We start from the raw sequence: 17,371 nt of genomic DNA on the forward strand, positions 1-17,371 counted from the left end.
GGCGGTCGCCGACTACTTCGACTTCTCGATCTACGTCGACGCCCGCACCGACGACATCGAGGCCTGGTACCTGGACCGGTTCCGCAAGCTCCGCGAGACCGCCTTCCAGGACCCGAACTCCTACTTCCGGCGCTTCACCGAGGTGCCCGAGGAGGAGGCGATGGACTACGGCCGACAGGTCTGGCGGACCATCAACAAGCCGAACCTGCTGGAGAACGTCCTGCCCACCCGCGGCCGGGCCACCCTGATCCTGCAGAAGGGCGCGGACCACAAGGTCCGCCGCGCACTGCTGCGCAAGCTCTGACGGGGCGCCGGCAGACCGGCCGACGGCCCGTCAGGACGCCGTCGGCCGGGCCACCGGCCAGGAGCGCAGCGAGAGGGTCCCCAGGCCGTCCGCGAAGGCCTTCCGGGTGGCCTGGTCGGTGGCGAACCGGTAGTCGTAGCGGCCGCCCTCCTCGACGCTGTGCTCGAACCAGACGAAGCCGGGCACCTTCGGGTGCTCGGATATCCACTCGAACATGTCGGTGATCCAGGCGGCCTTCCGCGGGTCCGGCATCGCGCCGGTCTCCGAGACGAACACCGGCTTGTCGGCGACCTCGCGCAGCCGGATGTAGGTCGGGTCGAGGACCTCGGAGGCGGTGGCCTCGCCGAAGCCGTAGGCGTCCATGCCCATCCAGTCGACGTACGCGTCGCCCGGGTAGAGCTTCTGCAGGTCGCCGGAGGCGCCGCGGATCACGTTCGGGCTCCACAGCCAGATGACGTTGTCGACGTGCTCGGCGGCGAAGATGTCGTGCACGTGGCGCCAGGCCGCCGCGTAGTCGCCCGGCTTGTTGCCGTTGGCGTTCGCCGACCACGGGTACCAGTCGCCGTTCATCTCGTGGGCGAACCGCAGCACCACCGGCCAGCGCTGGTCACGGACCGCGCGGGCGAAGCGGGTTATGTACGGGTCGAACGCGCCGTCGGCGATCCGGCGGGTCGCGTACGAGGGCTGGTTCGCGGCGTACGGGGCGTCACCCGGCTCCCAGGTGAGCATCGGCACCGCGCCCTGCCGGTAGATCTCCTGGACGGTCGCCGGGTCGAACTCCTTGCGCCAGTCCAGGAAGTACTGCAGCATCGTCGGCCGCTTCCCGGCCGCCGCGGCGACCGCGTCGGTCTCGGCCGCGGAAGGGGTCTGATAGGTGCTCACCCCGAAGAACACGCCGGGGGCCGCCATGATCTGGGCCTTGGTCGGTGGGCCGGCCTCGGCCGGCGCGGAGGCGGACGGCGAACCGCCGTCCGGCTGCGCGCCGAACAGCGCACCGGCCGGGCCGGTGCCGTCGGACGCGCCCGAACACGACACGCCGGCCGCCATCAGTACCAACGCGGCGGCGCCGCGGCACCACGACCGGCGGTTCATCCGTTCATTCCCCTCGATTGATCGTCAGGCCCCCTTGGTCAGCAACTGGTCGAAGTAGCCGTCGAGTTCCTTGCCGGCGCTCTGCGCCAACGGGTCCTGGTCGCCGGCGCTGCCGCTGATCGGGCCCGCCACCGTGAACACCACGTAGCGGCCCTCGACCCGGTTGGTCAGCGAGCAGGCGACGTTGCGGCAGAACTCTCCCACATTGTCCTTGCCGAACAGTGGCTGGATCTGGCCCTTCATGCCGCTGCCGACCTTCTTCGCGTCGGCCTCGCTCTTGAACACCGCGACGCCCACCGTCACGGCCGTGTTGCCGCTGAAGTAGGTGCCGCGCATCAGCTGACTGCAGTTCGCGTTGGTGAGGACGTCACCGAGGCCGGCTCCGGTTGCCCTCCAGCACGGATTGTCCGTGGTGGTGGACTTGCGGACGTAGTTGTGCCCGCCGATGTTGAGCGACTGGTCGGCGAACAGGGCCTCGGCGGTGATGGCCGGCGGCAACTGCTTGCCCGGCGAAGCGCTGCCCGACGGCTTGGCGCTGCCGGTGGGCGACGCCGGGGCGGACGCCGACTGCGAGGCGACCGGCTTGTTGTCGGGAGTGTCCTTCTGACTCAGCACGGCGACCGCGGCCGCGCCCGCGCCGAGCACCACCACGCCGACGCCGATGCCCAGACCCGTCATCAGGCGCTTGCGGCGCACCTGGGCCTCGCGCTGGTCGGCCAGCTGCTGCCAGTCCGGCTCGAACGACTGCTGGACCGGCGGAGGCCCCGGATAGGGGTACTGTGTCTGCTGCTGCTGCCACGGCTGAGGCTGTTGCGGGAACTGCGGAGCACCCTGGGCCGGCGGCTGACCAGGCATCTGCTGGGGCCCGCCGAAAGGCTGTTGCGGCTGCCCACCCGGAGTGTTCGGACTCTGCGGTACACCCATCCCATCGCTCATGTGCGTGAATGCTAGGGCATCTGCGGCCATTCGGTGATGCCGCCTCCACAGCCATCCGGAATGTCCCGCTTTCCACCGGCCGCCGTCGCCGCACCGTGATGCAACCGTCATCCAGCGCCCCCGGGACGGCAAGACCCGTCCGATAAACTCCTCCGGCCGCCGGTCGCGCCTTACACCGCACAGGTAGGCCGAGTACGAATCCTGAAACACGGCCACGGGACCTCACTTGTCCAGCAATACCGACTCGACTCGTCGCACCCAGCGGCGCAGCCCCGTTCCCGCGCAGCGCCGCCGGAAGCCCGCAGCGGCGCCGCCGGAGCTCGGGCTGCTTCCCAAGCCCCCGAACGACAGCGAGAAGTTCGCCTACGCGAAGCGCCACCTGTGGGTGCTGACGCTCAGTTCGCTGATCAGCTTCACCTGCCTGGCGTTCAGTCAGATCACCTTGGTCACCAAGGCTCCCTGGTTGTGGATCTACTCGCCGTTCCTGGCGTTCACGGTGATCTACTACCTGATCTCGCTCCGGGTCACCGGACTCAACGGCGACTTCGACGTCAAGGGCCACCGCCAGCTGGTGCGCACCTGGCGGCCGGAGGAGTACCCGACCGTCGACGTCTTCCTGCCGGTGTGCGGCGAGCCGATCGAGATCCTGCACAACACCTGGAAGCACGTCCGGGAGATGGCCGACGCCTACCCCGGCCTCTGCATGCCGTACGTGCTCGACGACTCCGCCAGCCCCGAACTCGAGGCCATGGCCGCCGACTTCGGCTTCCGCTACGGCACCCGGCCGAACCGCGGCTGGTACAAGAAGGCCGGCAACCTGCACTTCGGCTTCGGCAACTCCGACGGCGAGTTCATCCTCATCCTGGACGCCGACTTCACGCCGCGGTCCGACCTGCTGTCCGAGCTCCTCCCGCACATGGACGCCGACCCGAAGCTCGGCATCGTCCAGTCCCCCCAGTACTTCCGGGTGCTGGACTCGCAGAGCTGGGTGGAGCGCGGCGCCGGCGCCGTGCAGGAGCTGTTCTACCGCTCGGTGCAGGTCTCCCGGCAGGCCCGCGACGGCGCGATCTGCGTCGGCAGCTGCGCCATCTACCGGCGCGCCGCGCTGGAGGAGAACGGCGGCACCACGCTGATCGAGCACTCCGAGGACGTGCACACCGGCTTCGACCTGCGCCGCCTCGGCTGGGGTCTGAAGTACGTGCCGCTGGCGCTGGCCACCGGAGTCTGCCCGGACACCGCGGGCGCGTTCTACAACCAGCAGTACCGCTGGTGCTCCGGCTCGATGAGCCTGCTCGGCAGCCGCAAGTTCTGGGACACCAAGCTGCGCTGGAGCAGCCGGCTCTGCTACATGTCCGGCTTCTTCTACTACATCCACACGGCGATCTTCATCTTCCTGTCGCCGGTGATCCCGCTGGCGCTGCTGATCTGGCACCCGGAGATGTTCCTGGTCGAGCGGCTCTGGCTGGTGCTGCCCAGCCTGGTCTACACCACCATGATCTTCCCGCTCTGGCACCGCGTCCCGTACCGCCTGGAAGCCTGGTCCTGCCGCATGATGTACGGCTGGGCGCACTTCTTCGCGATCTGGGACATCCTGCGCCGCAAGCGGATGGCGTGGCAGCCCACCGGTTCCAGCACCGCCAAGAAGAACCGCACCCGCCGACTGTGGATCGGCCTGTCCGTGTGGGGCGGCGGCACCGCCCTCGCCTGGGTCGGCATCGCCGTGTGGCGCATCCTCACCGGGTACCCGCCGGACTACGCCCTGGTGCTCGCCTCCGGGCTGTTCTACGCCCTGGTGGTCGGCCGCACCCTCCTCCAGCCCCGAAGCGAGAAGGCCGCGTGAAACCGACCTACCGAGCCCGAACAGCCGCGTGCCTGCTGATGGCCGGCCTGCTCACCCTGCTGCCCGGCTGCACCCGCTCCGGGTCGACCGCCGGCGGCCACGACGCGTTCGGCCCCGGCGACACCCAGGTGGCCTCCGCCGACCCCACCCAGGCGCCGGCCGACACCACCCCGCTGCTGCAGCCCGCGAAGAAGTACATCGGCGTCGCCCTGGACGGCGCCCCGGCGTCCATGGACCCGGTGCAGAAGTACACCCAGCTGGTCGGCAAGCAGCCCAACATCATTGAGAACTACGCCGGTTGGGGCGACCAGTTCGACTCCACCGGCGTCCGGCTGACCTGGCAGAACGGCGCCCTGCCGTACATCGCCTGGGAGCCGCACAAGACCCCGCTGGCCGACATCGCCAAGGGCGCCTCGGACGACTACATCAAGACCTTCGCCTCCGCCGTCCAGAAGACCAACGTCCCGGTGGCGATCAGCTTCGCCCACGAGATGAACGGCCACTGGTACGACTGGGGCACCAAGACCAACAGCCCCGAGGACTTCGTCGGGGCGTGGCGCCGGATCCACGACATCTTCCAGGACCGCGGTGCGTCCAACGTCATCTGGGTGTGGAGCCCGAACATCATCAACCCGGTGAAGAACGTCGCCCTCCAGCCGTACTTCCCGGGCGACGGCTACATCGACTGGGTCGGCATGGTCGGCTACTGGACCGAGTGCTGCGACAAGAACTTCGAGCAGGTCTACGGCGGGACCATGGACCAGGTCCGCGCCTTCACCGGCAAGCCCTTCATCATCAGCGAGACCGCCGCCGAACCCGGCAAGAAGGCGTCCTCCTTCGTCGAAGAGCTCTTCAACGGCGTGGAGAAGCACCCGGACGTCCTGGGCTTCATCTGGTTCAACATCAGCAAGCGCGCCGACTGGCGGCTGGAGAAGACGCCCAGCTCGCTGGCCGCCTTCAAGCAGCACGCTGCCGACCCCCAGTACGGCTTCGATCCGAGAAAACCCTGATGACGCAGCAGCGCGACGACGCATTCACCCCCCACGCCTCCGACGAGCACGAGGACCACTACCGCGAGGACCGCTACCGCGCGGAACGGAGCTTCAGCTGGTTCGTCGAAGAACCCCCGGCCGCGCCGCAGGAACAGCCGGCCCCCGAACCCGGCTACACCCTGCCCGACGTCCCCGACGTCGGCTGGGACCCGCTGCCCAGCAGCCGCCGCACCTGGGTCAGCCGTCTGGTGCTGTTCGGCATCCTGCTCGCGCAGGCCCTGCTGACGCTCCGGCTGAGCAACAGCGCCTTCGAGGACGAGGCGCTGTACCTGTACGCGGGCCACCTCCAGCTGCACCACCTGAACGGCGGCGCCCCGCTGCCGGACTCCTTCGCCTCGTACTTCTCCGGCTCGCCGCTGCTGTACCCGCCGCTGGCCGCCGCGTTCGACGCCTGGTTCGGCCTGGCCGGCGCCCGCGGCCTGTCGCTGGGCTTCATGCTGGGCACCACCGCCCTGCTGTACATGATGACCCGCCGGCTGTTCAACGAGCGGGTCGGCCTGGTCGCCGCGGCCTGCTTCGCCGTCACCCAGTCCACCCTGTTCATGGGCGCGCTGGCCACCTACGACGCGGCCGCGCTGTTCCTGATCGCGGTCGGCGCCTGGCTCGCGGTGCGCACCGCCCGCCGCGGCTGGTGGCTGAGCACCCTGACCATCCCCCCGGTCCTGGTGCTGGCCGTCGCCGTCAAGTACGCCTCGCTGATGTACGCCCCGATCGTGGTGGCGCTGGCCTGCCTGGCCGCCGTGCCGTACCACGCCTGGCGGGCGCTGCTGCGGGCGTTCCTGATCCCGGCCGTCGCGGTCGGCGGCGCGTACGCCGCGCTGCGTCTCACCGGCTCGGACATGCTCGAGGGCCTGCAGTCCACCACCACCGCCCGCGCCACCGGCCACGGCGTCCGGATGGACATGCTCCGCGACTGCGCCGAGTGGGGCGGCCTGCTGTTCGCCCTGGCGCTGCTCGGCACCGTGCTGTACGCCCTCAAGGGCCGCATGAGCGAGGCCCCGACCATGCACGCCGTCCGGGTGCCGCGCCGGCTGTGGCGCATCCTGATGGGCCTGCTGCTGACCGGCACCGCGGTGCTCGCGCCGGCGTACCAGATCTGGATCCACGAGAGCGTCTCGCTGCACAAGCACATCGGCTACGGCCTGTTCTTCGCCGCACCGATGGCCGCCCTCGGCATCACCCGCGTGGTCGGCTCGCACTTCCGCCACCCGCAGCTCGGCATCCTCGCCTGGGTCACCCTGCTGGTGCTCGGCATGGTGCAGTCCAACAGCCTGTACCACGCCTGGCCGAACTCCAGCCAGCTGATCGCCACCCTCGACCGGCAGCTGGTGCCCAACGGGCACTACCTGGTCGAGGCGAACTCGGTCCCGCGCTACTACCTGCGGGAGAAGGTCGAGTTCGGCCAGTGGACGTCGACGTACACCATCACGTACCAGACCAAGGACAAGAAGCTGCTCAGCGGTGAGCAGGGCTTCAAGGCCGCCCTCACCGACGGCTACTTCGACGTCGTGGTGTTCGACCGGACGGTCACCGGCGCGCTCGACGAGAAGCTCACCAAGCAGCTCCGCACCGAGGGCAAGTACCGACTGCTCGTCAGCATCCCCTACCAGAACACCTACGGTAAGGGCTTCTACCAGGTGTGGATCCCGGTGAAGAAGAACCAACCCGCCCCGCAGCAGTAGCAGCGGCAGGGAACGCGTCGGGGGCCGGTCCGAACGGACCGGCCCCCGACGTTTCGTCAGCCCGACGTTCTTGGTGAGCCCGACGGCGCGTCAGCCCGAGTTGCCGTCAGCCCAGGTGCAGCCGAACCGATTCGGCAAGGCGCTCGCAGACCGACAGGGCCTGCTCGTGGCCGACCGCCTCGACCATCACGCGCACCAGCGGCTCGGTGCCGGACTTGCGCAGCAGCACCCGCCCGGTGGAGCCCAGCTCGGTCTCCGCGGCGGAGACCGCGGCCTGCAGTTCGAGGCAGGTCTCGACCCGGTCCTTGTCGACGTCCTTGACGTTGATCAGCACCTGCGGCAGCCGCGTCATCACGGTGGCGAGGTCGGCCAGCGGCTGCTTGGTCGCGGCCAGCCGGGCGCCCAGCATCAGGCCGGTCAGGGTGCCGTCGCCGGTGGTGGCGTGGTCGAGCAGGATCACGTGGCCGGACTGCTCGCCGCCGAGCGCGAAGCCGTGCTGCTTCATCTCCTCCAGCACGTACCGGTCGCCGACCGCGGTCTGCACCAGCTCGATGCCCTCGCGTTCCATCGCCAGCTTGAAGCCCAGGTTGGACATCACGGTGGCGACCGCGGTGTTGCGGCGCAGCGTGCCGGCCTCCTTCATGGCGACCGCGAGGATCGCCAGGATCTGGTCGCCGTCGACCTCCTCGCCCTCGGCGTCGGCGGCCAGGCAGCGGTCCGCGTCGCCGTCCAGGGCGATGCCGAGGTCGGCCTTGTGCTCCTTCATCGCGGCGCGCAGCTTGTCCAGGTGGGTGGAGCCGACGCCGTCGTTGATGTTCAGGCCGGTCGGCTCGGTGCCCAGGGTGTACACCACCTCGGCGCCGGCCCGGGCGAACGCCTCCGGGGCGACCCGGGCGGCCGCACCGTGCGCGCCGTCGATGACGACCTTCACGCCGTCCAGCCGGTTCGGCAGCACCGCGACCAGGTGCGCCACGTACCGGTCGAAGCCCTCGTTGTACTGGCGGACCCGGCCCACCGCGGCGCCGGTCGGGCGGTCCCAGGTCTCGTCGCCGACGCCGTAGCGCCGGTAGTGCGACTCGATCGCGTCCTCGATCGCGTCGTCCAGCTTGTGGCCGCCGCGGGCGAGGAACTTGATGCCGTTGTCGGGCATCGCGTTGTGGCTGGCGGACAGCATCACGCCGAAGTCCGCGCCGAGCGCGCCGGTCAGGTACGCGACGGCCGGGGTGGGCAGCACGCCGACCCGCAGCACGTCCACGCCGGCACTGGCCAGGCCGGCGATCACCGCGGCCTCCAGGAACTCTCCGGACGCCCGGGGGTCACGGCCGACCACGGCGACCGGCCGGTGCCCCTCGAACGCGTTCGCGTCCCCGAGCACATGGGCGGCGGCCACTGACAGGCCGAGCGCCAGCTCCGCGGTCAGGCCGACATTGGCCACCCCGCGCACCCCGTCCGTACCGAAGAGTCGTGCCATGTTCGCGTTCGTCCCGTCCTGTCGCGCCTGTCGGCTCGGTTGGTACCAGCCCCCGCGGACCCCGCACGAGTCCGGGAGGCACAACGCCCCGGAGCACGAAGTGCTCCGGGGCGAGGATCGCATGCAGGGTGCGATTAGCGCTTGCTGTACTGCGGCGCCTTGCGGGCCTTCTTCAGACCGGCCTTCTTACGCTCGACGGCGCGGGCGTCACGGGTCAGGAAGCCGGCCTTCTTCAGCGGGCCGCGGTTGTTGTCCACGTCCGCCTCGTTCAGCGCACGGGCCACGCCGAGGCGCAGCGCGTAGGCCTGACCGGAGACGCCGCCACCCGAGATGCGGGCGATGACGTCGTAACGGCCGTCCAGCTCCAGGAGCTTGAAGGGCTCGTTCACGGTCTGCTGGTGCACCTTGTTGGGGAAGTAGTTCTCCAGGGTGCGACCGTTGATCTTCCACACGCCGGTGCCGGGGACGATGCGCACGCGGGCGATCGCCTCCTTGCGGCGGCCGAGGCCGGCGCCGGGGACGGCCTCGCCGAAGCGGCCGGCCAGCGACTCGGTGGTGTACTCGGACTCGGTGGTGTACTCGTCGACGTTCTCGTCGTCGAAGTCGACCTCGAGGGTGCTCTCGATGGCAGTCTCGGCCACGGTGTTCCTCAGCTCTTCTACGTCAGTTGGGGTGTGGGTGGCCGGAATTACTGCGCGACCTGGGAGATCTCGAACGGCACCGGCTGCTGCGCAGCGTGCGGGTGCTGGTCGCCCGAGTAGACCTTCAGCTTCGAGAGCATCTGACGGCCGAGGCTGTTCTTGGGAACCATGCCCTTGATGGCCTTCTCGACGGCCTTCTCCGGGTTGTTCGCCAGCAGGTCGTCGTAACGGACCGAGCGGAGACCGCCCGGGAAGCCGCTGTGGCGGTAGGCCAGCTTCTGGGTCTTCTTGTTGCCCGAGAGGTGCACCTTGTCGGCGTTGATGATGATGACGAAGTCACCAGTGTCAACGTGCGGCGCGTAGATCGCCTTGTGCTTGCCCCGCAGGAGGTTGGCGGCCTGGGAGGCCAGGCGGCCGAGCACGACGTCGGTCGCGTCGATGACGTGCCACTGACGCTGGACGTCGCCGGGCTTGGGGCTGTACGTACGCACGGTCGTAGCCTTCGCTTTTCAGTGAGTGGGTCCTGACAGGAGCACACAGACCCGGGGCCTCCAGCCAACCGTCCCGGACGCAATTCGGGCGTTGGCCGCTGGAGTTCGGCCTGTGGTGTCTCCGGCGTACCGACCTCTCACGTGAGATAGAGCGAGCCAATACGCACAACAGCAGCCAACAATACCGGTCCGGGGGCGCCGAATCCAAACCGGCCCGGCGCCCTCGCCGCGGAATCAGCGGTCCCGGACCACCCGGGCCTCGTCCCAGACCGGCTCCGGCGACTCGTACACCCGGCCGTCCGAGCCGAACACCAGGAAGCGGTCGAAGGTCCGCGCGAACCAGCGGTCGTGGGTGACGCACAGCACCGTGCCGTCGAACGCCTCCAGGCCCTGCTGCAGCGCCTCCGCGCTCTCCAGGTCCAGGTTGTCGGTCGGCTCGTCCAGCAGCAGGGCCGTCACACCGGACAGCTCCAGCTTCAGGATCATCAGCCGGGCCTGCTGCCCGCCGGACAGCGACTCGAACTTCTGCTCCTCCTGCCGGTCCAGCTCGTACCGGCGCAGCGCCGACATCGCGGCCCCGCGGGACAGCGCGTGCTCCTCCTCGACGATCGAGCGCACCGTGCGGCCCAGCAGCTCCGGATGGGCGTGGGTCTGCCGGAAGTGCCCCGGCACCACCCGGGCGCCGAGCTTCCAGGTGCCGCCGTGCTGCACCGTCTCGTCGCCGGCCAGCAGCCGCAGGAAGTGCGACTTGCCGGAGCCGTTGGAGCCCAGCACGCCCACCCGCTCGCCGTAGAAGACCTCCAGGTCGAACGGCTTCATCAGGCCGGTCAGCTCCAGGCCCTCCATGGTGAACGCCCGGACGCCGGTGCGGCCGCCCTTCAGCCGCATGCTGATGCTCTGCTCGCGCGGCGGCGCCTCGGGCGGGCCGGCGTCCTCGAACTTCTTCAGCCTGGTCTGCGCGGCCGCGTACCGGGACGCCATCTCGTGGCTGACCGCGGCCGCCTGCCGCAGCGTCACCACCAGCTTCTTCAGCTTGGCGTGCTCCTCGTCCCAGCGGCGGCGCAGCTCCTCGAAGCGCTCGAAGCGGGCCTTGCGCGCCTCGTGGAAGGTGTCGAAGCCGCCGCCGTGCACCCACACGCTGGAGCCGGCCGCGCCGGACTCCACCGCGATGATCTTCTCGGCGGTGCGGGAGAGCAGCTCCCGGTCGTGCGAGATGTACAGCACCGTCTTGCCGGTGGCCCGGATGGCCTCCTCCAGCCAGCGCTTGCCCGGCACGTCCAGGTAGTTGTCCGGCTCGTCGAGCAGCAGCACCTCGTCCGGGCCGCGCAGCAGCGCCTCCAGCACCAGCCGCTTCTGCTCGCCGCCGGACAGCGTGTTCAGGCCGCGCCACTGCGCGCGCTCGAACGGCATGCCGAGCGCGGCCATGGTGCAGACGTCCCAGTCGGCCTCGTACTCGTAGCCGCCGGCGTCCGCCCAGTCGGAGAGCGCCTGGGCGTAGGCCATCTGCGACTTCTCGTCGTCCTGCGCGATCATCGCCAGCTCCGCGGCGTCCACCGTGCGGGCGGCGTCCGCGATCCGCTTCGGCGCGACCGAGACCAGCAGGTCCCGCACCGAGGCGTCGGGGGCCAGCGCGCCCGGGGTGTCCTTCGCGTCCTCCCGGCCGGTGGTGCCGACGAACTGGCGCATCACGCCCAGCCCGCCGCTCACCGTGACCGAGCCGCCGTGCGGCTGCACGTCGCCCGCGATCATGCGCAGCAGCGTGGTCTTGCCCGCGCCGTTCGCGCCGACCAGCGCGACGGCCGCGCCTTCGCCGACGCGGAAGGACGCGTCGTCGAACAGCACCCGCCCGTCCGGCAGGTAGTACTCCAGGTGCGAGATCTCGACGTGTCCCATGCCACGGAATTGTGCCAAGCGCACGCCGGGCGACAAAACGGATTACCCGCCGCCCCCAACCCGCCCCGAGCAGCCCGGCCGACCGGCACCCCGCGCCGGCCTGCGGCGCCTCCGGCCGGACGGCGGCGGGCCGCCGTCTCCCGCCCTCAGTCGGATCCGCCCCCAGCAGCGCCGGAGGCGTCCCCGCCCAGCGTCCGCAGCCGCCGCGAAACCCGGTTCCGCTCCGCCAGCAGCGAGTCCTCCGGGTAGCCGACCTCCTCCAGCGTCAGCCCGTGCGGCCGGATCACGTTGACCGCGGAGTTGCGGACGCCGCCCGCCAGCACCTCGCCGGGGAACTCCACCGGCCGGTGCCCGTCGCCGACCAGCAGCATCGCGCCGACCAGCGAGCGCACCATGTTGTGGCAGAACGCGTCCGCCCGCACCGTCGCCACCGCCAGCGAGCCCTCCTGCGCGGCGTACGGGTCGATCGGGACGCGCTCCCAGTGCACTTCCAGCAGGGTGCGGATGGTCGTCGCGCCCTCGCGCTTCTTGCAGTACGCGGCGAAGTCGTGCTCGCCCACCAGCAGCGCGGCGGCGGCGTTCATCTTGTCCAGGTCGAGCGGCCGGTCGTGCCACAGCACGTGCCCGCGCAGCATCGGGTCGACGCCGCCGGGGTGGTCGGCGACCCGGTACGCGTAGCGCCGCCAGATCGCCGCGAACCGGGCGTCGAAGCCGTGCGGGGCCTCCCCCAGCCGGTACACCCGGACGTCGGCGGGCAGCCGCCCGGCCAGCCGGCGCAGCAGCTTCTCGCCGTGCTGCGCCCACAGCTCGTCCGGCAGGTCGACGTGCGCGACCTGGCCGCGGGCGTGGACGCCGGCGTCGGTGCGGCCGGCCACGGTCAGCGGGAAGTTGTCCTCGCTGCGCAGCACGATCCGCAGCGCGTCCTCCAGCTCGCCCTGCACGGTGCGCCGGCCGCGCTGCCGTGCCCAGCCGGAGAACTCCGCCCCGTGGTACGCCAGGTCCAGCCTGATCCGGACGTGCCCGTCGGCGGGGCCGTCCTTCACCGGCGGCTGCTCGGCACAGTCGTTCACCACTCCAACTCCCCTGTCTCGCTGCTGGGATGCGAACGGGCCCGCTCCCCCGGCGAACGGGAGAGCGGGCCCGGTCACGGACCTATGAGGCTCAGGCCTCGGTGGTCTCGGCCTCGTCGGCCTTGGCCTCGGCGGCCTGCTCGGCCTCCTTGACGGCGCGCTTGGCAGCGGCCTCGGCCTCGGCGACGGTCGCCTTGGTGGCGATCTCGCCCTCGACCAGCTCGATCACGGCCATCGGGGCGTTGTCGCCACGACGGGAGCCGATCTTGGTGATGCGGGTGTAACCGCCGGGGCGGTTCTCGAACCGCGGGGCGATCTCGGTGAAGAGGGTGTGCAGCACCGACACGTCGGTGATGGTCTTGCGCACCAGGCGACGGTTGTGGATGTCGCCCTTCTTCGCCTTGGTGATCAGCTTCTCCGCCAGCGGGCGCAGGCGACGGGCCTTGGCCTCGGTGGTGGTGATGCGGCCGTACTGGAACAGCTCGCGGGCCAGGCCGGCCAGCAGCAGCGGCTCGTGGGACGGGCCGCCGCCGAGACGGGCACCCTTGGTGGGACGGGGCATGTTTCGCTCCTCGAATCTCCGACTACGGCCGTACCAGGTACCGCAGCGGGCGTACGGACACCGTGTCCGCACGACTTTTCATGGTGCCGGGGGCGGTCCGGCGAGGACCGCCCCCGGTGCCAAAACTCAGTACTGCTCGGTCTCCGCGTAGCCCTGGTCGTCCAGGTCGTCGGCGCCGAAGGCGTCGGCGGCGGCGGTCGGGTCGAATCCGGGCGGGCTGTCCTTGAGGGCCAGGCCCATGCCGGCCAGCTTCGCCTTGACCTCGTCGATCGACTTCGCACCGAAGTTGCGGATGTCGAGCAGGTCGGCCTCCGAGCGGGCGACGAGCTCACCCACGGTGTGGATGCCCTCGCGCTTGAGGCAGTTGTAGGAGCGGACGGTGAGCTCCAGCTCCTCGATCGGCAGCGCCAGGTCCGCGGCCAGGGCGGCGTCCGTCGGGGACGGACCCATGTCGATGCCCTCGGCGTCGACGTTCAGCTCGCGGGCCAGGCCGAACAGCTCGACCAGGGTCTTGCCGGCCGACGCCATCGCGTCGCGCGGACGCATGGCGGGCTTGGTCTCGACGTCGACGATCAGCTTGTCGAAGTCGGTGCGCTGCTCGACACGGGTGGCCTCGACCTTGTAGGTGACCTTCAGCACGGGGCTGTAGATCGAGTCGACCGGGATGCGGCCGATCTCCTGGCCGGAAGCCTTGTTCTGCACGGCGGAGACGTAGCCGCGACCGCGCTCGACGGTCAGCTCCATCTCCAGCTTGCCCTTGCCGTTCAGGGTGGCGAGGACCAGCTCGGGGTTGTGCACCTCGACACCGGCCGGCGGCGCGATGTCGGCGGCGGTGACCACACCCGGGCCCTGCTTGCGCAGGTACATCACGACCGGCTCGTCGTGCTCCGAGGAGACGACCAGCTGCTTGATGTTCAGGATGAGGTCGGTGACGTCCTCCTTGACGCCCGGCACGGTGGTGAACTCGTGCAGGACACCGTCGATGCGGATGCTGGTGACAGCGGCACCCGGGATCGAGGAGAGGAGCGTGCGGCGGAGCGAGTTGCCGAGGGTGTAGCCGAAGCCCGGCTCCAGCGGCTCGATCACGAACCGCGAGCGGAACTCGTCGACGACCTCTTCGGTCAGCGAAGGACGCTGAGCGATAAGCATGGGGAGGTTCCTCCAGTTGTCTTCGGCACCCACTATTTGATGCCGACAGGACCAAGCGTACGGGCTCCCGCGAGAAACGAGAGCCCGTACGAGGTTTAAAACAGGTGCTGCGGTGACCCGATCGCCCCCGGAGGGGCGTCACGGATCAAACGCGGCGGCGCTTCGGCGGACGGCAGCCGTTGTGCGGGGTGGGGGTGACGTCCTGGATCGAGCCGACCTCCAGGCCGGTGGCCTGGAGCGAGCGGATCGCGGTCTCGCGGCCGGAGCCCGGACCCTTCACGAAGACGTCGACCTTGCGCATGCCGTGCTCCTGCGCGCGACGGGCAGCGGCCTCGGCGGCCATCTGCGCGGCGAACGGGGTGGACTTGCGCGAGCCCTTGAAGCCGACGTGGCCGGCGGAGGCCCAGGAGATCACGTTGCCCGAGGGGTCGGTGATCGAAACGATGGTGTTGTTGAACGTGCTCTTGATGTGGGCGTGCCCGTGAGCGACGTTCTTCTTTTCCTTGCGGCGGATCTTCTTCGCGCCGGCAGCCTGACGACCCTTGGGGGGCATAAGTCTGTTCTCCTACTGAGGTGGTCGGTCCGCTATCCCGCGGGCCGGAGGGATGTCCGGTTGACGGGACGGACTACTTCTTGCCCGGCTTCTTCTTACCGGCGATCGCGCGACGCGGGCCCTTGCGGGTACGCGCGTTGGTGTGGGTGCGCTGACCGCGGACCGGCAGGCCGCGGCGGTGGCGCAGGCCCTCGTAGCAGCCGATCTCGACCTTGCGGCGGATGTCGGCGGCGACGGCGCGGCGGAGGTCACCCTCGACCTCGAAGTTCGCGTCGATGAACTTCTGCAGCTTGACGAGGTCGTCCTCGGTGATGTCGCGGACGCGGACGTCCGGGCTCACACCGGTCTCGGCCAGCGTCTGCTGGGCGCGGGTACGGCCGATGCCGTAGACGTAGGTGAGGGCGATCTCGATCCGCTTTTCGCGGGGGAGATCAACGCCGGCGAGGCGTGCCATTCATGGCTCCTGTGGTTCTTCAGAGGTCTGACGTGCCGCCTACTCGCTGTCTCTCGACAGGGAGCCCCGGCCTCTGACCGGGGGTGGCAGTCCGTCCTGCTGGACGGATCGGGCGGCCCGCGTATGACGTTGATGCGCGTCGCGCGAAGGTACTACGAGAAATGCGGGGGGTTGATCAGCCCTGGCGCTGCTTGTGGCGCAGGTTGTCGCAGATCACCATGACCCGGCCGTGGCGGCGGATCACCTTGCACTTGTCGCAGATCTTCTTGACGCTCGGCTTGACCTTCATGACTCAGGTTCTCCGGGGTCTCGATCTGACGGGTGTTACTTGTAGCGGTAGACGATCCGGCCGCGGGTCAGGTCGTAGGGGCTGAGCTCCACCACGACCCGGTCATCCGGGAGGATGCGGATGTAGTGCATGCGCATCTTGCCGCTGATGTGAGCGAGGACCTTGTGACCGTTCTGCAGCTCGACCTTGAACATCGCGTTCGGAAGAGACTCGATCACGGTGCCCTCGATCTCAATGGCGCCTTGCTTCTTAGCCATGAACTGCGAGATCCACCCTTCGGGTCCGGCTACCGTATGCGGAACGCTCGTGCGAACCAGGCTTCACCTCCACCCCGGGGGACTCCCCTGGGTTGAGGGCGTGCCGAAACACGCTACGAGTGAGCCGACGCACCATCGTAAACCAAGCACCGCGCCGGAGCGAAATCTCAGCCCTTGGCCGTCACCTGGATGGGGAGCACGGGCTCCACCACCGCGGTGCACGCCGAGCAGCGGCGGGCCGCCTGCGGGATCTCGGTCAGGCACTCGGGGCACGGCCGCTTGGGGGTGGCGGGCTTCTTCGGCAGGTAGCGGGCGGTCGCCTTGGAGACCGGCAGCACCACGCAGAAGTACAGCACCGCTGCGGTCAGCACGAACGCGATCAGCACGTTCAGGAACTGGCCGTACGGGAAGGTCACGCTCGCGAGGGTGAACTTGTACGAGCTGAAGTCGCCGGCCGCACCGACCACCACGCCGAGCACCGGGGTGAGGAAGGCGGTCACGAAGCCGGTCACGACTCCGGTGAAGGCGGCACCGATGACCACACCGACGGCCATGTCGATGACGTTGCCGCGCATCATGAAGTCGCGGAAGCCCTTGAGCACTGTCTCTCCTGGGGTAGCTGCGGGTGTCAGCTGACGAAAATAGGACAAGAGGCCTGGAGGTCCAAACCCCCAGGCCCCGATCCCGCCGCTTTGAGAGAAGTCCCTCAACCGCCGGCCGTCCGCGCGTCCGCCCCGCGGCTCAGCCCAGCGGGTCCGGCGCCGCGGTGACGCCCAGCTTGGCCAACTCCGCCCTGCCGCCGTCGAACGCGGTCAGCACCAGCGGGCCCTGCTCGGTGACCGCCACCGAGTGCTCCCAGTGCGAGGCCCAGGTGCCGTCCGTGGTGACGACCGTCCAGTCGTCCTCCAGGATCGTGGTGTGCGGGGTGCCGAGCGAGACCATCGGCTCGATCGCCAGCACCGTGCCGGGCACCAGCTTCGGGCCCTTGCCGCGGCCGGCCACGTAGTTCAGCACGTGCGGCTCCATGTGCATCGCGGTGCCGATGCCGTGGCCGCCGTAGCCCTCGGTGATGCCCCACTTGCCCTTCGGCGGCAGCGGCTGCCGGCGGATGTAGCCCTCGATCGCCCGGGACACGTCGACCAGGCGGTTGCCCTTCTTCATCTGGGCGATGCCGGCCCACATCGAGCCCTCGGTGACCTTCGACAGCATCAGGTTCTCGTCGGCGGTCGCGCCGACCGCGACGGTGATCGCCGCGTCGCCGTGCCAACCGTCCAGGATCGCGCCGCAGTCGATCGAGATCAGGTCGCCGGCCTTCAGCACCTTGTCGCCCGGGATGCCGTGCACGACCTCCTCGTTCACCGAGGCGCAGATCACGCCCGGGAACCACAGGCCGCCGTGGTCGGCCCGGAAGTTGGAGGTGGCGCCGTGCTTGGCGATGACCTGGTCGGCGATGTCGTTCAGCTCGCCGGTGGTCACCCCCGGGGCGACCGCCTCGCGGCACGCCTTCAGGGCCTCGGCGACGACCAGCCCGGCCGCCCGCATCTTGGCGATCTGCTCGGGGGTCTTGATCTCCACCATCTGGTCAACGCCTTCCACGTTCTGATTTCGGACTGCCTTCCACCGTACGACGCCGAG

The 17,371-nt window shown here is 69.8% G+C and carries 18 protein-coding genes and 1 pseudogene; 4 read left to right on the forward strand and 15 right to left on the reverse strand.

What is annotated here, in order from left to right:
- Nucleotides 1-304: pseudogene (locus KCH_RS44505) on the forward strand (type I pantothenate kinase); the annotation flags it as partial.
- Between the two features lie 30 nt (nt 305-334).
- Here KCH_RS44505 and KCH_RS15380 read toward each other — a convergent pair.
- Both KCH_RS15380 and KCH_RS15385 read right to left on the reverse strand, forming a co-directional pair.
- Nucleotides 335-1,396: a glycoside hydrolase family 26 protein gene (locus KCH_RS15380; RefSeq protein WP_051653111.1), complete on the reverse strand. Its 1,062-nt coding sequence runs from the start codon at nt 1,394-1,396 to the stop codon at nt 335-337.
- 24 nt (nt 1,397-1,420) lie between these two features.
- Complete coding sequence (locus tag KCH_RS15385) at nt 1,421-2,251, reverse strand: hypothetical protein (RefSeq protein ID WP_157032065.1); 831 nt, start codon at nt 2,249-2,251, stop codon at nt 1,421-1,423.
- Nucleotides 2,252-2,738: 487 nt separating this feature from the next.
- On the opposite strand from KCH_RS15385, the gene KCH_RS15390 reads away from it, so the two are divergent.
- The 3 genes from KCH_RS15390 to KCH_RS15400 are packed head-to-tail and all read left to right on the forward strand — an operon-like array spanning nt 2,739 to nt 6,906.
- Nucleotides 2,739-4,172 (forward strand): glycosyltransferase family 2 protein, encoded by a 1,434-nt coding sequence (locus KCH_RS15390; RefSeq protein WP_425268904.1) that lies wholly within the window; start codon nt 2,739-2,741, stop codon nt 4,170-4,172.
- Nucleotides 4,169-5,182, forward strand: coding sequence for a glycoside hydrolase family 26 protein (locus KCH_RS15395; RefSeq protein ID WP_035863492.1), 1,014 nt, complete (start codon nt 4,169-4,171; stop codon nt 5,180-5,182). The genes KCH_RS15390 and KCH_RS15395 overlap by 4 nt, the downstream gene beginning before the upstream one ends.
- On the forward strand, nt 5,182-6,906 hold the full coding sequence (locus KCH_RS15400) for an ArnT family glycosyltransferase (RefSeq protein WP_084223644.1): 1,725 nt from the start codon (nt 5,182-5,184) through the stop codon (nt 6,904-6,906). Before KCH_RS15395 ends, KCH_RS15400 begins: the two co-directional genes overlap by 1 nt.
- 106 nt (nt 6,907-7,012) lie before the next feature.
- Here the strand turns inward: KCH_RS15400 and glmM are convergent, their stop codons facing one another.
- The 13 genes from glmM to map form a co-directional block, all read right to left on the reverse strand.
- Complete coding sequence (glmM, locus tag KCH_RS15405) at nt 7,013-8,377, reverse strand: phosphoglucosamine mutase (protein ID WP_035863493.1); 1,365 nt, start codon at nt 8,375-8,377, stop codon at nt 7,013-7,015.
- A 134-nt stretch (nt 8,378-8,511) separates the two neighbouring features.
- Complete coding sequence (gene rpsI, locus KCH_RS15410) at nt 8,512-9,003, reverse strand: 30S ribosomal protein S9 (RefSeq protein WP_380362187.1); 492 nt, start codon at nt 9,001-9,003, stop codon at nt 8,512-8,514.
- Between the two features lie 62 nt (nt 9,004-9,065).
- The gene (gene rplM, locus KCH_RS15415) at nt 9,066-9,509 is read right to left on the reverse strand and encodes a 50S ribosomal protein L13 (RefSeq protein WP_035863497.1); all 444 of its coding nucleotides are present in this window, start codon (nt 9,507-9,509) and stop codon (nt 9,066-9,068) included.
- Nucleotides 9,510-9,743: 234 nt separating this feature from the next.
- The gene (locus KCH_RS46060) at nt 9,744-11,402 is read right to left on the reverse strand and encodes an ABC-F family ATP-binding cassette domain-containing protein (RefSeq protein ID WP_035863498.1); all 1,659 of its coding nucleotides are present in this window, start codon (nt 11,400-11,402) and stop codon (nt 9,744-9,746) included.
- Between the two features lie 146 nt (nt 11,403-11,548).
- A complete protein-coding gene (truA, locus tag KCH_RS15425; protein WP_035872241.1) occupies nt 11,549-12,445 on the reverse strand; it encodes a tRNA pseudouridine(38-40) synthase TruA in 897 nt (298 codons plus the stop codon).
- Nucleotides 12,446-12,563: 118 nt separating this feature from the next.
- A complete protein-coding gene (rplQ, locus tag KCH_RS15430; protein ID WP_035863499.1) occupies nt 12,564-13,034 on the reverse strand; it encodes a 50S ribosomal protein L17 in 471 nt (156 codons plus the stop codon).
- A gap of 126 nt (nt 13,035-13,160) precedes the next feature.
- The gene (locus KCH_RS15435) at nt 13,161-14,183 is read right to left on the reverse strand and encodes a DNA-directed RNA polymerase subunit alpha (protein ID WP_030457404.1); all 1,023 of its coding nucleotides are present in this window, start codon (nt 14,181-14,183) and stop codon (nt 13,161-13,163) included.
- 145 nt (nt 14,184-14,328) lie between these two features.
- Complete coding sequence (gene rpsK / locus KCH_RS15440) at nt 14,329-14,736, reverse strand: 30S ribosomal protein S11 (RefSeq protein ID WP_014136257.1); 408 nt, start codon at nt 14,734-14,736, stop codon at nt 14,329-14,331.
- A 73-nt stretch (nt 14,737-14,809) separates the two neighbouring features.
- Complete coding sequence (rpsM, locus tag KCH_RS15445) at nt 14,810-15,190, reverse strand: 30S ribosomal protein S13 (RefSeq protein ID WP_035863501.1); 381 nt, start codon at nt 15,188-15,190, stop codon at nt 14,810-14,812.
- 175 nt (nt 15,191-15,365) lie between these two features.
- Entirely contained in the window at nt 15,366-15,479 is a 114-nt protein-coding gene (gene rpmJ, locus KCH_RS15450) for a 50S ribosomal protein L36 (RefSeq protein WP_003956441.1), read from the reverse strand.
- Nucleotides 15,480-15,514: 35 nt separating this feature from the next.
- On the reverse strand, nt 15,515-15,736 hold the full coding sequence (gene infA, locus KCH_RS15455) for a translation initiation factor IF-1 (RefSeq protein WP_003956442.1): 222 nt from the start codon (nt 15,734-15,736) through the stop codon (nt 15,515-15,517).
- A gap of 167 nt (nt 15,737-15,903) precedes the next feature.
- A complete protein-coding gene (gene mscL, locus KCH_RS15460) occupies nt 15,904-16,338 on the reverse strand; it encodes a large conductance mechanosensitive channel protein MscL (RefSeq protein ID WP_035863503.1) in 435 nt (144 codons plus the stop codon).
- 139 nt (nt 16,339-16,477) lie between these two features.
- On the reverse strand, nt 16,478-17,314 hold the full coding sequence (gene map, locus KCH_RS15465; RefSeq protein ID WP_035863505.1) for a type I methionyl aminopeptidase: 837 nt from the start codon (nt 17,312-17,314) through the stop codon (nt 16,478-16,480).
- Nucleotides 17,315-17,371 lie beyond the last annotated feature (57 nt).

Source organism: Kitasatospora cheerisanensis KCTC 2395 (assembly GCF_000696185.1).
GTDB classification, from domain to species: domain Bacteria; phylum Actinomycetota; class Actinomycetes; order Streptomycetales; family Streptomycetaceae; genus Kitasatospora; species Kitasatospora cheerisanensis.

Bases quoted from the DNA above. Each gene is read 5' to 3' on its own strand.
- rpsM (WP_035863501.1), bottom strand. From the start codon at position 15,190: ATGGCACGCCTCGCCGGCGTTGATCTCCCCCGCGAAAAGCGGATCGAG.
- glmM (WP_035863493.1), bottom strand. From the start codon at position 8,377: ATGGCACGACTCTTCGGTACGGACGGGGTGCGCGGGGTGGCCAATGTC.
- rpmJ (WP_003956441.1), bottom strand. From the start codon at position 15,479: ATGAAGGTCAAGCCGAGCGTCAAGAAGATCTGCGACAAGTGCAAGGTG.
- KCH_RS46060 (WP_035863498.1), bottom strand. From the start codon at position 11,402: ATGGGACACGTCGAGATCTCGCACCTGGAGTACTACCTGCCGGACGGG.
- infA (WP_003956442.1), bottom strand. From the start codon at position 15,736: ATGGCTAAGAAGCAAGGCGCCATTGAGATCGAGGGCACCGTGATCGAG.
- KCH_RS15435 (WP_030457404.1), bottom strand. From the start codon at position 14,183: ATGCTTATCGCTCAGCGTCCTTCGCTGACCGAAGAGGTCGTCGACGAG.
- rplQ (WP_035863499.1), bottom strand. From the start codon at position 13,034: ATGCCCCGTCCCACCAAGGGTGCCCGTCTCGGCGGCGGCCCGTCCCAC.
- KCH_RS15380 (WP_051653111.1), bottom strand. From the start codon at position 1,396: ATGAACCGCCGGTCGTGGTGCCGCGGCGCCGCCGCGTTGGTACTGATG.
- rpsK (WP_014136257.1), bottom strand. From the start codon at position 14,736: ATGCCCCCCAAGGGTCGTCAGGCTGCCGGCGCGAAGAAGATCCGCCGC.
- KCH_RS15400 (WP_084223644.1), top strand. From the start codon at position 5,182: ATGACGCAGCAGCGCGACGACGCATTCACCCCCCACGCCTCCGACGAG.
- KCH_RS15385 (WP_157032065.1), bottom strand. From the start codon at position 2,251: ATGCCTGGTCAGCCGCCGGCCCAGGGTGCTCCGCAGTTCCCGCAACAG.
- map (WP_035863505.1), bottom strand. From the start codon at position 17,314: ATGGTGGAGATCAAGACCCCCGAGCAGATCGCCAAGATGCGGGCGGCC.